Raw genomic sequence first — 12,998 nt, 5'->3', positions numbered from 1 at the left:
GTTTCCGGTGGTGTCAACCACCGGCGCCGGACGGGTGGTGGCCCGCCGCAACGATCCTGTCGCGGCCCTGCTGCTTGGCTTCGTAGAGGGCCGTGTCGGCGCGGCCCAGCAGTTCTTCCGGCGTTTCGGGAGCAAGCCCCGGGCAGCAGGCGACGCCCCCGCTCACGGTGACGTGGCCGAAGGGGCTGCCGGGGTGCGGCAGGCGCAGGGCGATGACCGCGGCGCGGGCGGCCTGGGCCACCTGCAGAGCGCCCGGCGCATCGGTTTCCGGCAGGACGATGGCGAACTCCTCGCCGCCATAGCGGGCGATGAAGTCCCCGGGCCGGCGGATCGATCCCGCCAGCGCGTGCGCCACACGGCGCAGGCATTCGTCCCCCTCCGGGTGCCCCAGGGCGTCGTTGTAGCGCTTGAAGAAATCGACGTCGAACATCACCACCGAGACGGGCCGCTGGTAGCGCCGGCACTGCGCCATCACTTCGCGGATGCGCCGGTCGTAGGCTCGCCGGTTGTGCACCCCGGTGAGTCCGTCGTGCTCTGCCATGTGCTCCATGCGCGCGTGCGCCTCGACCAGCGCCTCGTGGGTCGTGCGCAGCCGGAGGTCGGCATCCCGCCGCAATTTCACGGTGCGGATCAGGTAGGCCCCCGCAGGGCCGATCACGGCGAGCAGGAGCAGGATGCCTGCGAACTGCACGGCCGTGGCCCTGCGCCACTCCGTGAAGATTTCATCCTCGGACAGTGCCACGGCCACGGCGAGCGGGACATTGCGCGCGTGCTCGAAACTGACGAGACGCACCACGCCGTCGATGGGCGACGGCATGACGGAAATACCCGATCGGGAACTGAGGAGTTGCTGCAGTTGCTGACCCGGCAGCATGCGCCCGAGGTCTTCCACACGGAAGGGCTCGCGGGTCAGCACCGTGCCGTCCGTGCGCAGCAGCGCGATGGCTCCCTTGTGTCCCACGTCGAAGCCCTGCAGCACCTGCTGCACGTACCGGACGCGGAGGGTGGCGAGCACTACGCCCGCGAACCCGCCCTGGGCATTGTTGATGCGGCGGGACAGCGGGATGACCCATTCACCCGTCGTCCGGCTCTTCAGGGGCTTGCCGACGTAGGTCAGGGTGCTGGGATTGTCGCGGTGGTGGACGAAGTACTCGCGGTCCGCATTGTTGGCGGCCGGAGGAGGTATCGGCAGACTGTGCACGAGCCATTCGCCATTTTTTCCGAAAACGAACAGCCCGTGCAGGTGCTCCGCCAGGGACACCTGGTTGACCAGCACGGGCTGCAGCGCGTCCAGTTGCTCGGGAGACAGCTCGTCCCGCTCCAGTTCGTACTGGATGGAGACCAGCGCGCGGCCTACCTCCGTGGCGAGGCCGTCCATTTGCTGCGCCACGGCCCGGGACAGGTTCCGGGCGAAGACCTGCGCCTGCTGCCATTCAGCCTGCCGGGCACGCCAGGCCAGCCACACGTTCGAGCCGATGAGCAGCAAGGCCACCAGGACGACGAAGCCGACGGTGAGGGCCAGGGAGCGGTCCGGGCCGGATCCCTGCGGTGGGTCGGAAGGCAACGGCGGTTCCGGGGGGGCGTTGGACATGGACGGCGAGGTGCTGGGTGCTGGCTGTGGGCGAAAGACGGGCTGTGGCTGGCCATTCTCACATTGCCGGGCGACATTCCATCACCCTGCGATAGAGCTCCCGGGCGGCGACGGACAGTTCCCGGTCGCGGCGCCGCACGAGGAAGATCTGGCGCGTCAGTGCCGGCAGCGACAGCGGCCGCGTCACGAGGCCGGGCTGCGAGAAATGGAAGAGCGTGAGCGTGGGCACCACGCTGATGCCGATGCCTGCGCGCACCATGCCCATGACGGTGGCGAGCTGTTCCACCTCCATCAGCGTGTTCATGGCGTGGGGATGGATGGCGGCCTCCAGGTACTGGCGCACGCTGCTGGTGCGCGCGAGGTGCACGAACGGCCAGGGTGCGAGATCCTGCACCTGCAGGCCGCCGCGGGGACGGCGTTTCGCGAGGGGGTGGTCGGCGCGGCACACGAGATGGAAGCCGTCGCTGCAGAACGGCTCGGCCTGCAGGGACGGCGTATCGGCGCGGATGGCTGCCAGCGCGAAGTCCGCGCGGCCCGACGCCACGCGCTCGATGCAGGGCTCGGACAGCACGTCGGCGATGTCGAGTTCGATCCGGGGGTGGTCGGCCCGGAAGCCGGCCAGGATCCCGGGCAGCCAGCCCGCGGCCAGCGAGGGCAGCAGCGCCAGGGACACCCGGCCGCGCCGCAACTGCGCCGCATCGCGTGCCATGCCGATCGCGCTGTCGATCTCCGCGCGCAGGCGCCGCGCGGACTCCAGGAACTGCAGGCCTTCCGGCGTCAGCTCCACATGGCGCGTGCTGCGGTCGAACAGGCGCAGCCCGAGGCCTTCCTCCAGCGAGCGCACGAGGGCGCTGAACGCCGGTTGCGAGAGATGGCACAGGCCCGCCGCGCGCGTGAAGCTGCGTTCCTGCGCCAGGGCCAGGAATGCATCGATGTGGCGGCTGGAAAGATGCATGGGTCGGGCAGGGCGGCGTGGCGGATGCGGCCGGTGAATTGATCGGAAAAACGGATGAATCCATCTTAACAATCTATTTCACGAAACAAGCCGCGGCGCCTACATTGGGCCCAGGAGACCACAACGCATGGCGAATGGAGACATATTGCGCATCGGCTGCGCGGCCGGCTTTTCGGGCGACCGCACCGATGCCGCGCTGCCCGTGGTGCGGGCACTGATCGGCAGCGGCGGCCCGGCCGTGCTCATCTTCGAGACGCTCGCGGAGCGCACGCTGGCCCTTGCGCAACTGGCCCGCCGGACGGACCCGGAGGCCGGCTTCGAACCGCTGCTCGACGAACTGCTGCGCCCGGTGCTCGCGCTCTGCCTGGAGCACGGCATCCGCATCGTGAGCAATTTCGGCGCCGCGAACCCGGAGGGCGCTGCGCACCGCATCCATCAACTCGCTGCGGAACTCGGCCTGAGGCGCCCGCGCGTGGCCGTGGTGCAGGGCGACGACCTGAGCGGCCGCGGCCACCAGCCGCTGCTGTCCGGCGCCCTGGGCGCGGCTCTGCCCGCCGAGCCGGTGGTGAGCGCCAATGCCTACATCGGCGCGGAGCCGATTGCCGGGGCGCTGCGCGAGGGTGCCGATATCGTGGTGTGCGGGCGGGTGGCGGATCCTTCGCTCGTCGTCGGGCCCGCCTTGGCGCATTTCGGCTGGAGGCTCGACGACTGGGACCGCCTGGCCCGCGCCACCATGGCCGGGCATCTGCTGGAATGCGGCGCTCAGGTCACCGGCGGGTATTTCGCCGATCCGGGCTACAAGGACGTGCCCGGCATGGCGCAATTGGGCTATCCCATCGCCGAGATCGATGCCGACGGCCACTGCACGCTGTCCAAGCCGGAGGGCACGGGCGGGCGCATCGACGAGCGTACGGTGAAGGAGCAACTGCTGTACGAACTGCACGATCCGGCGGCCTATCTCACACCCGATGTGGTGGCGGACATCACCGCCGCCACGGTGCAAGAGATCGCGCCGGGCCGCGTGCGGCTCGAGGGCGTGCGCGGGCATCCCCGGCCGGCGGCCCTGAAGGTGAATGTGTGCTTCGAGGCCGGCTGGTTCGCCGAAGGCGAGATCTCCTACGCAGGCCCCCGGGCCGAGGCGCGGGCGCGGCTGGCGGGCGAGACACTGCGCGAGCGCCTGGCCGGCGTCGCGCCGCTGCGCCTGGACCTGATCGGCGTGACCAGCGTGTTCGGCGACGACGCCAGCCGCTGGATGGACCAGTCGCTCCAGGGCGACGCCCGCGACGTGCGCCTGCGCGCAGCGCTGCAGCACCGCGACCATGCGGCGGCCCGGCGGCTGGTGCGGGAAGTCACGGCCCTGTACTGCTGCGGCCCGGCGGGCGGCGGCGGCGTGCGCACCGCCATGCGGCCGCGCCTGGGCATGGTGTCGTGCCTGGTGCCGCGCGAGTCGGTGCCGACGGGGCACCACTTCCTGGACTGAAAGGACGGACGCGATGGATATTCCGCATTCGGCCGCCGCGGCGGCCTCCGGCGAGCACATCGCCGTGCCGCTCTACCGGCTCGCGCACGGGCGCACGGGCGACAAGGGCAACCGCTCGAACATCAGCGTGATCGCCTGGCATCCGGCGCTCTGGGACGTGCTGGTGGAGCAGGTGACCGAGGGCGCCGTCGCGCGCCGCTTCGACCAGCGCCGGCCGAGCCGCGTGCGCCGCTACCTGTTGCCGCAGCTGCACGCGATGAACTTCGTGATCGACGACGTGCTCGACGGCGGCGTGAACGATTCCCTGAACCTCGACAGCCACGGCAAGGCGCTCGCCTACCTGCTGCTGGACCTGCCCCTGCAGGTGCCCGCCGCGCTCGCGCCGCACCTGGCCGGCCCGCCCTGACGGCGGAGCGCATGCACGTTCCCACATAAATCCACAAGGAGACAACGCCACCATGAACCATTCCGCCTTCCGCCCGTCGCGCCGCCGCGTGGCCCTGGCAGCCGCCTTTACCCTGTTCGGCACGGCCGCATCCGTCACGGCCCAGCCGGCCGCCTATCCGTCCAAGCCGCTCACTTTCGTGGTGCCCTTCGCCGCCGGCAGCGCCACCGACCAGCTCGCGCGCGCCCTGGGGCAGGCAATCACCACCGACACGAAGCAGCCCGTGGTCGTGGACAACAAGGCCGGCGCGAGCGGCATGATCGCCGCGCAGGCGGTGGCCAAGGCGCCGCCGGACGGCTACACGGTGCTCATCACGACGAACACCACCCATGCGGCCAACGAGCACCTGTACCGCAAGCTGCCCTATGACCCGGTGAAGGATTTCGTGCCCGTCACCGGCCTGGGCAAGGGCGGGCAGGTGCTGGTGGTGAATGCCGGGGCACCCTACCGCAGCGTGGCCGACCTGCTGGCCGCCGCGAAGAAGAACCCGGGCAAGCTGAGCTTCGGCAGCGGCAGCTCTTCCAGCCGCATGGCCGGTGAGATGCTCAAGCAGCTGGCCGGCGTGGACATCCTGCACGTGCCCTACAAGAGCAATCCGCTCGCCATCACCGACCTGCTGGGCGGGCAGATCGACATGATGATCACCGACACCTCCACCGGCGTGCCGCAGATCAAGTCGGGCAAGCTGCGCGCATTGGGCTATTCCACGCAGAAGCGCAGCGCGCAGCTGCCGGACGTGCCGACCCTGGAGGAGGCGGGCGTCAAGGGCTACGACATGGGCTACTGGTTCGCGGCCTACGTGCCCGCCGGTACGCCGGCCCCCGTGGTGTCGCGGTTGAACGAGCTGCTGACCGCTGCGACGCAGAGCGCCGCGGCCAAGTCGTTCTACGACACCGCGGGCTCCGAGCCCTGGACCACCACGTCGGCCGAGCTGGCCCGCTTCCAGGCGGCCGAGACGCAGAAGTGGGGCAAGGTGATCAAGGCCGCCGGGATCGATCCGGAATAGGCTCCTGCCCGCACAGGGCACTTCACGCCCGGAACGCATGGCACCGCGCATCGCCAGGGGCGGTTGCGCCTGGACTCCGGCGTTCCTGGTGGCAGCTTGCGCATTCCACAACGACAACACTGGAGACATCGCCATGCATTTTCCCGGAGCCATTTTCCGGCGCGCCCGCCCGCGGCGTCCATTTCCCACGTCCGCCGCCGCGGCGCTCGCGGCGGCCGCGCTGCTGGCCGCATGTGGTGGCGGCGGATCACCGCCGCTGGCGGACGGCGTGCCGAAGCTGCGCCTGACCATCGGCGCCACGGAAGACTTTCCCGGCAGCTTCGGCAGCGTGGGCGCCTATGAAAAGGTGTCCGGCACGGTACAGGGCGAGCTCGATCCGGCGGATCCGCGCAATGCGGTCATCCAGGACCTGCAGCTCGCGCCGCGCAACAGCCGCGGCATGGTGGAGTACAGCGCCGACTTCGTGCTGCTCAAGCCCAAGGACATGTCCAAGGCCGGGGGCGTGCTGCGCTACGACGCGCCCAACCGCGGCAACATCCTCACGCTGCCCAATCCGGCGGCCGTACCGGGCGATGCGGTGTATTTCGAGCGGGGCTACACCTTCCTCTATTCCGCATGGCAGGGCGACGTACCCAAGAGCTCGCCCGCGCGGCTCACCGCCACCGTGCCCGTGGCCCGCAATGCCGACGGCAGCAGCATCACCGGCCCGTACCGCACGGAGTTGGTGCCCACCGCCGTGGCCGCGGCCATGGCGTTGCCCGGAGGCGTCTTCAACGGCACCATGATTCCCTACGAGCCCGCGGGCCTGGACAACACGCAGCCGGGCTATTCGCTCACGCGCCGCCGCAACGAGACGGATGCGCGCGAAGCCATACCGGCCGCCGACTGGAAGTTCGCCGCCTGCGATACCGGTGCCAACCCGTTCCCCGGCACGCCCAGCCCCGCCAGCGTCTGCCTGCGCGGCGGGTTCGATCCGCAGTATCTGTACGAACTGGTCTATGTGGCCAAGGATCCGAAGGTCATGGGCGTGGGGCTTGCCGCGCTGCGCGATACCGTGGGCTTCTTCCGCGGCAGGGCCGCCGATGCGGATGGCCGGGCCAATCCGCTGGCGGGCCGCATCACGCACGTGATCGGGCAGGGCACGTCCCAGTCGGGCAATGCCATGAAGACCTTCCTGCACCTGGGCTTCAACCAGCGGCTGGACGGCGGCATGGTGTTCGACGGCATCTACGCTCACGTCGCCGCGCGCCAGACCAACGTCAACACCCGCTTCGCCGTGCCCGGCGGCGGCGGCGGCCTGCGCACCGACCACACGGCCTTCGGGCAGACGGCGCCGCGCGGCCTGGCGGCGGATTACGTGGATGCCGTGAGCGGCCGCGAGGGTGGCGTGATGCGCCGCTGCAGCGCGACCGGCACCTGCCCGCGTTTCTTCCTCGGCCTGTCGGGCACCGAGTTCTGGCAGCTGCAGGGCTCGCCCGTGCTCACCGATGCGCAGGGCCAGCGCGACATCGCCCAGCCCGCCAATGCACGCATCTACTACTACGCGAGCACGCAGCACGGCGGGGCGGGCGGGGTGGAAAGCATCAGCTACACACCCTCGCGCACCGTCTATCCCGCCGGCACCGTGGTGCATTTCAACGACACCTTCCGGGCGCTGTTCCTCGCGCTGGAGGACTGGGTGGTGCGCGGCACGGAGCCGCCGGCCAGCCAGGTGCCCCGCATCGCCGACGGCACGCTGGTGCGCCCGGCCCAGGTCGCCTATCCGGCCATGAAGGGACTGGCCTGGAGCGCGGGAGGCGTGCAGACACCGATTCCGGAATTCCGCTACCAGGCGCGCTACAACGGCTTCACCCTGCTGGACTTCGGTCCGCAATATGTTCCGCAGGACGAATCGGGCATCGCCACGGTGCTGCCTCCACGGACGGTGGGGCGCGACTACGCCATCCTGGTGCCGCAGGTGGATCCGGCGACCGGGCTGTCGCGGGCCGGCATCCAGAGCGTGGAAGCCCAGGCGCCGCTGGGCACGAGCATCGAGTTCAACGAGGTGGCCACACCCGGCATCGTCGATCTCGCCAACCTCACGGGCAGCTTCATCCCGTTCCACAAGACACGCGCGGCGCGCCTGGCCGCGGGCGACGGGCGGCCGTCGCTGGAGGAGCTGTACGGATCGCAGGCGGGGTACGTGGCCGCCGTGTCCCGCGCCGCCGACGGGCTGGTGGCGCAGCGCCTGCTGCTGCGCCGCGACGCCGACGCGATCGTGGCCAAGGCGCGGGCGGCCAGCATCCTGCCCTGAACTGACCGCCACCTGCGCCCGGGGACGCCTGTGCGCCTCGGGGCGCAGGTGGCGTGGAGTGCAGCGGTGTGACGCGGCGGGCTGTACGTGCCGGCCGGGGGTGCGTAGAGTGGCGGGGCAGGGCGCCCCGCCCATATAACGAACGAAGAGACAGACCCCCATGCCGCCCATACCCCCAGGCCCGCCCTGGCCTGCATTCCTTTCTTCCCTGCTGCACCGTTGCACCGCCCGGTTCCGGGCCGCTGGGGCCGCACTCATCCGCAGGGCCAGACGCGTAGACAAAGCGGAGTGCTGGGCGGCGGCCGTGGCGATGGCTGCGATGGTGTGCGCCACCAGCCCTGCCGCGGCACAGGCATCCGTCGATGCCCAGGTGCCTGCCGCGCCGGCGCCGGCCTCCGGCATGGCCGACCGGGTTATCGCCTGCACGGCCTGCCACGGCCGCGAGGGCCGGGCGACCCAGCAGGGCTACTTTCCGCGCATCGCCGGCAAACCCGCGGGTTACCTGTACCACCAGCTCCTGAACTTTCGTGACGGGCGCCGCAGCTACCCGCAGATGTCCTACCTGCTCGAGCACATGACGGACGACTATCTGCGCGAGATCGCCCGGCATTTCTCCGCGCTGGAGCTTCCCTATGCCGCGCCGCCTCCGCCCCAGGCCCCCCCGGCGACGCTGGAACGGGGCCGCCGGCTGGTGCGCGAGGGCGATGCCGCCCGTGGCATACCCGCCTGCGTGCAATGCCACGGCGACGCCATGACCGGCGTGCAGCCCGCCATCCCCGCGCTCGTCGGCCTGCCGCGCGACTACCTCAACAGCCAGATCGGGGCCTGGCAGACCGGCCAGCGCCGCTCGCAGGCACCCGATTGCATGGCCCGCGTGGCACGGCAGCTCACGGCCGAGGACGTGAGCGCCATCTCGGCCTGGCTGGCCGCCCAGCCGGTGGCCGGCAGCGGCAAGCCCGCCGACGCACCCGCAGGCCCGCTGCCCATGCCCTGCGGCGGCGTGGACGTATCCGCCTTGGGGAGCGCGCCATGAACGGGCCGCCACTGCATGCACGGAGCTTCTGGCGGCGCTGGCCTGCGCGCGTGGGCGCGGCCCTGCTGGGCGCGCTGGCGGCCTGCGCTGTGCTCGTGGCCGTGCTCAACCGCTGGGGCGAAACCCCGCTGCCGCAGGACGACGGCCCGCCCGCGCCCGCCACGCCGCAGGCCATCGCCCGGGGCGAATACCTGGCGCGGGCCGGCAACTGCATGGCCTGCCATACCGAGCCGGGCGGCGCGCCGTTCGCGGGCGGCCGCGGCATCGAGACGCCGTTCGGCACGGTGTACAGCACCAACCTCACGCCCGACCCCGACACCGGGCTGGGCCGCTGGTCGGATGCTGCCTTCTGGCGCGCCCTGCACCATGGCCGTTCGCGGGACGGGCGGCTGCTCTACCCGGCATTCCCATATCCCAGCTACACGCACGTGACGCGGGAGGATGCCGACGCGATCCACGCCTACCTGCGCAGCCTGCCGCCGGTGCGCCAGGCCGCCCGCCCGCACGCGCTCGGCTTCCCCTACGGCACCCAGGCCGCGCTCGCCGTGTGGCGGGCGCTGTTCTTCCGGCCCGGCGGCCTCGCGCCCGTGCCGGAACGGCCTGCGGACTGGAACCGCGGCCGCTACCTCGTGCAGGGCTTGGGGCATTGCGCGGCCTGCCACAGCCCGCGCAATGCCCTGGGGGCCACGCGCGATGCCGGCGCCCTGCGTGGCGGGCTCATTCCCGTGCAGAACTGGTATGCGCCGGCCCTGGACACGGTGAGAGAGGCCGGCGTCGCCGACTGGCCCGTGGACGAGGTCGTCGCCCTGCTGCGCGACGGGACCGCGCCACGCGGCACGGTGACAGGACCCATGGCCGAGGTGGTCTTCCGCAGCACCCAGTACCTGGACGACGCGGACCTGCGCGCCATCGCGGCCTACCTGCGTGCGCTGCCCGCGCCGCAAGGCCCCGCGCCAGCGGCATCGCCGCCGCCGTCCCGGCCCGTGATGGAGCGGGGCGGGGCGGTCTATGCCCGCCACTGTGCGCAGTGCCACGGCGATGGCGGGCAGGGCCGGCCCGGGGCATTCCCTTCGCTGGCCGGCAACCGCGCGGTGCTGCTCGAATCGCCGGTGAACGTGGTGCGTACCATCCTCCAGGGCGGCTATCCTCCGGTGACGCCCGGCAATCCGCGGCCGCACGGCATGCCGCCCTTCACCCAGGTGCTGGGCGACGACGACGTGGCCGCCGTGGCCACCTTCGTGCGCAACAGCTGGGGCAACCGGGCGCCCGGGGTGGGTACCATCGACGTGTACCGCGCACGGGAGCGCCGGGGCCGCTGAGGCGGGCTCCTTCCTGCGCGTGCTCCGTCCCTTGCCTCCCTTTTTCCAAGCCCGTTGAAAAAATCCATGCCGGACACCACTTCTCCACCCGTACCGCTTTCCGCCGGCGGCCCCCCCGCGGCCCCGGGCTGGTGGGTGGTCTGCCTGTGCGCCGCCTGGTGTGGCGTCTGCCGTGAATACGGCGCCGTCTTCGAGGCGCTGCGTGCCGCCCATCCGGATGTCCGCTTCGAGTGGGTGGATGTGGAGGACGAGGAAGACCTGGCCGGAGACCTCGATGTGGAGACTTTTCCCACCTTGCTCGTGGCCGACGGCACCCATGCACGTTTCCTCGGCCCCGTGCTGCCCCAGTCCGGCGTGCTCGCGCGCATGCTCGCCGCCCTGCGGCAGGAGGGGGACGCACCTCCCGTGGATGCGCAGGCACAGGCCGTGTTCGAGCGCATCCGCCAGGCGCGCGCTGCGGCCGGAAACTGACGCTGCGCCGCCACGTTTGTGGCGCACCTGCAATGCAAATTGCATGCCGCCGGCTTGGCAAAGCAACGCGCAGCAGGCTACAATAAGGGCTTCACGGCCAAACGGGCGGGTCCCCACCGCCCGTTTTTTTTGGCCGTTCGCTTTCTTCGAGCTCGAAGCTGTCGGGGAGATTCCTCGGCGGTTATCGGGTTTTTTGCACTTCTGGAACAGAACTGAACGACACGTGGCATTGCAGCAGATCGTCGAACAAACCGTCGCGGGCCTGGGTTATGACCTGGTGGAGATCGAACGCTCCGCCGGCGGACTGCTGCGCATCACCATCGATCTGCCCTGGCAGCCGCCCGTGGAAGGCGCCGCCTCCGATGCCGCCGCTGCGGCCGGCCCCGAGGCGTTCGTGACGGTCGAGGATTGCGAGAAGGTCACGCGCCAGCTGCAGTTCGCGCTGGAGGTCGATGGCGTGGACTACAAGCGCCTGGAGGTCTCCTCGCCGGGCATCGACCGCCCGCTGCGCCATGAACAGGATTTCCAGCGCTTCGCCGGCGAGGTGGTCGACATCACGCTCAAGGCTCCCATCGGCGATGCCGCCGCCGGCCAGGTCAACGCCAACCGCAAGAAATTCCGCGGCACGCTCGAGCGTGCCGAGGCCGGAGGCTGGCAGATCGTCTGGAGCGACGAGCCTCCCCCGAAGCCGGGCCAGAAGGTCAGCAAAAAGCGGGTGCCCCCGCCGCTGCAGGCCCTGGGCTTCACGCTCGACGAGCTGCGCGACGCCCGGCTGGCGCCGATCGTGGACTTCAAGGGGCGCGGGCCGAAAGGCGGGCCGGCCCCGGACTGAATCGGGCCGCAGCGGATTCGAAGCAAGGGCCGCCGCGCAGGGCGCGGGCCTTCAAGGGATTGAAAAATAGGAGAGTCGTCGATGAATCGCGAACTGTTGATGTTGGTTGAAGCCATTTCGCGCGAGAAGAACGTGGAGCGCGACGTGGTGTTCGGCGCCGTGGAACTGGCGCTGGCCCAGGCCACCAAGAAGCTCTACCCGGGCGAGGTGGACATCCGCGTGGCGATCGACCGCGACAGCGGCAACTACGAGACTTTCCGCCGCTGGCTCGTCGTGCCCGACGACGCCGGCCTGCAGAACCCGGACGCCGAGGAACTGCTGATGGACGCGCAGGAGCGCATCGCCGACATCGAGGTCGGCGAGTACATCGAGGAAGGCATCGAGTCCGTGCCCATCGGCCGCATCGGCGCCATGGCCGCCAAGCAGGTCATCCTGCAGAAGATCCGCGACGCCGAGCGCGAGATGCTGCTGAACGACTTCATGTCGCGCGGCGAGAAGATCTTCACCGGCACCGTCAAGCGCATGGACAAGGGCGACATCATCGTCGAGTCCGGCCGCGTCGAAGGCCGCCTGCGCCGCAGCGAGATGATCCCCAAGGAAAACCTGCGCAACGGCGACCGCGTGCGGGCGATGATCATGGAGGTGGACCTCACGCTGCGCGGTGCGCCCATCATCCTCTCGCGCTCCGCGCCCGAGTTCATGATCGAGCTGTTCCGCAACGAGGTGCCCGAGATCGAGCAGGGCCTGCTGGAGATCAAGAGCTGCGCCCGCGACCCCGGCAGCCGCGCCAAGATCGCCGTGCTGTCGCACGACAAGCGCGTCGACCCCATCGGCACCTGCGTCGGCGTGCGTGGAACGCGCGTCAATGCCGTGACCAACGAACTGGCCGGCGAGCGCGTGGACATCGTGCTGTGGTCCGAGGATCCGGCGCAGTTCGTGATCGGCGCGCTGGCGCCGGCCAACGTGTCCTCCATCGTGGTCGATGAGGAAAAGCACGCCATGGACGTGGTGGTGGACGAGGAGAACCTCGCGATCGCCATCGGCCGCGGCGGCCAGAACGTGCGCCTCGCTTCCGACCTGACGGGCTGGAAGATCAACATCATGGACGCGGCCGAGTCCGCCCAGAAGCAGGCCAACGAGACCGATGCGTCCCGCCGCCTGTTCATGGAAAAGCTCGACGTGGACGAGGAAATCGCCAACATCCTCATCGAGGAAGGCTTCGCCAGCCTCGAGGAAGTGGCCTACGTGCCGCTGCAGGAGATGCTCGAGATCGAGAGCTTCGACGAGGATACGGTGAACGAACTGCGCGCCCGCGCCAAGGATGCCCTCCTGACCATGGAGATCGCCCGCGAGGAAAGCGTGGAAGGTGTCTCGCAGAACCTGCGGGACCTGGACGGGATGACGTCCGAGCTCATCGGCAAGCTGGCCGAGGGCGGCGTCCACACCCGTGATGATCTGGCCGACCTGGCCATCGACGAACTGACCGCCCTGACCGGCCAGTCTGAGGAAGAAGCCAAGGCCTTGATCATGAAGGCGCGCGAACACTGGTTCGCGGGGCAAGAGTAAGGGTCAG

The 12,998-nt window shown here is 70.3% G+C and carries 11 protein-coding genes; 9 read left to right on the top strand and 2 right to left on the bottom strand.

Annotated elements, in window-relative coordinates; all coding sequences use genetic code 11:
• Positions 1-13: 13 nt before the first annotated feature.
• Positions 14-1,591 carry a sensor domain-containing diguanylate cyclase gene (locus T336_RS0106315; RefSeq protein WP_035225382.1) on the bottom strand — a complete coding sequence of 526 codons (1,578 nt, stop codon included), beginning with the start codon at positions 1,589-1,591 and terminating at the stop codon, positions 14-16.
• Positions 1,592-1,649: 58 nt separating this feature from the next.
• On the bottom strand, positions 1,650-2,546 hold the full coding sequence (locus T336_RS0106310) for a LysR family transcriptional regulator (RefSeq protein ID WP_026431899.1): 897 nt from the start codon (positions 2,544-2,546) through the stop codon (positions 1,650-1,652).
• Between the two features lie 127 nt (positions 2,547-2,673).
• Here T336_RS0106310 and T336_RS0106305 point away from each other — a divergent pair, with 127 nt between their 5' ends.
• The 9 genes from T336_RS0106305 (at position 2,674) to nusA (ending at position 12,991) form a co-directional block, all read left to right on the top strand.
• Positions 2,674-4,026 carry an acyclic terpene utilization AtuA family protein gene (locus T336_RS0106305; RefSeq protein WP_026431898.1) on the top strand — a complete coding sequence of 451 codons (1,353 nt, stop codon included), beginning with the start codon at positions 2,674-2,676 and terminating at the stop codon, positions 4,024-4,026.
• 13 nt (positions 4,027-4,039) lie between these two features.
• Positions 4,040-4,432: an AtuA-related protein gene (locus T336_RS0106300; RefSeq protein ID WP_019700506.1), complete on the top strand. Its 393-nt coding sequence runs from the start codon at positions 4,040-4,042 to the stop codon at positions 4,430-4,432.
• A gap of 52 nt (positions 4,433-4,484) precedes the next feature.
• Positions 4,485-5,477 carry a Bug family tripartite tricarboxylate transporter substrate binding protein gene (locus tag T336_RS0106295; RefSeq protein ID WP_026431896.1) on the top strand — a complete coding sequence of 331 codons (993 nt, stop codon included), beginning with the start codon at positions 4,485-4,487 and terminating at the stop codon, positions 5,475-5,477.
• Positions 5,478-5,610: 133 nt separating this feature from the next.
• On the top strand, positions 5,611-7,770 hold the full coding sequence (locus tag T336_RS0106290) for an alpha/beta hydrolase domain-containing protein (protein ID WP_026431895.1): 2,160 nt from the start codon (positions 5,611-5,613) through the stop codon (positions 7,768-7,770).
• A gap of 310 nt (positions 7,771-8,080) precedes the next feature.
• The gene (locus tag T336_RS0106285) at positions 8,081-8,803 is read left to right on the top strand and encodes a c-type cytochrome (RefSeq protein WP_404821582.1); all 723 of its coding nucleotides are present in this window, start codon (positions 8,081-8,083) and stop codon (positions 8,801-8,803) included.
• The gene (locus T336_RS0106280) at positions 8,800-10,122 is read left to right on the top strand and encodes a cytochrome c (protein ID WP_026431893.1); all 1,323 of its coding nucleotides are present in this window, start codon (positions 8,800-8,802) and stop codon (positions 10,120-10,122) included. The genes T336_RS0106285 and T336_RS0106280 overlap by 4 nt, the downstream gene beginning before the upstream one ends.
• A 66-nt stretch (positions 10,123-10,188) precedes the next feature.
• Positions 10,189-10,593 carry a thioredoxin family protein gene (locus T336_RS0106275; protein ID WP_026431892.1) on the top strand — a complete coding sequence of 135 codons (405 nt, stop codon included), beginning with the start codon at positions 10,189-10,191 and terminating at the stop codon, positions 10,591-10,593.
• Between the two features lie 223 nt (positions 10,594-10,816).
• A complete protein-coding gene (rimP, locus tag T336_RS0106270; RefSeq protein ID WP_026431891.1) occupies positions 10,817-11,425 on the top strand; it encodes a ribosome maturation factor RimP in 609 nt (202 codons plus the stop codon).
• 81 nt (positions 11,426-11,506) lie between these two features.
• The gene (nusA, locus tag T336_RS0106265) at positions 11,507-12,991 is read left to right on the top strand and encodes a transcription termination factor NusA (RefSeq protein ID WP_013594288.1); all 1,485 of its coding nucleotides are present in this window, start codon (positions 11,507-11,509) and stop codon (positions 12,989-12,991) included.
• Positions 12,992-12,998: the final 7 nt, after the last annotated feature.

Origin of the sequence: Paracidovorax oryzae ATCC 19882, from assembly GCF_000687165.1 — a bacterium.
GTDB classification, from domain to species: Bacteria; Pseudomonadota; Gammaproteobacteria; order Burkholderiales; family Burkholderiaceae_C; genus Paracidovorax; species Paracidovorax oryzae.
This window is presented reverse-complemented; position numbering and strand designations above follow the sequence as displayed.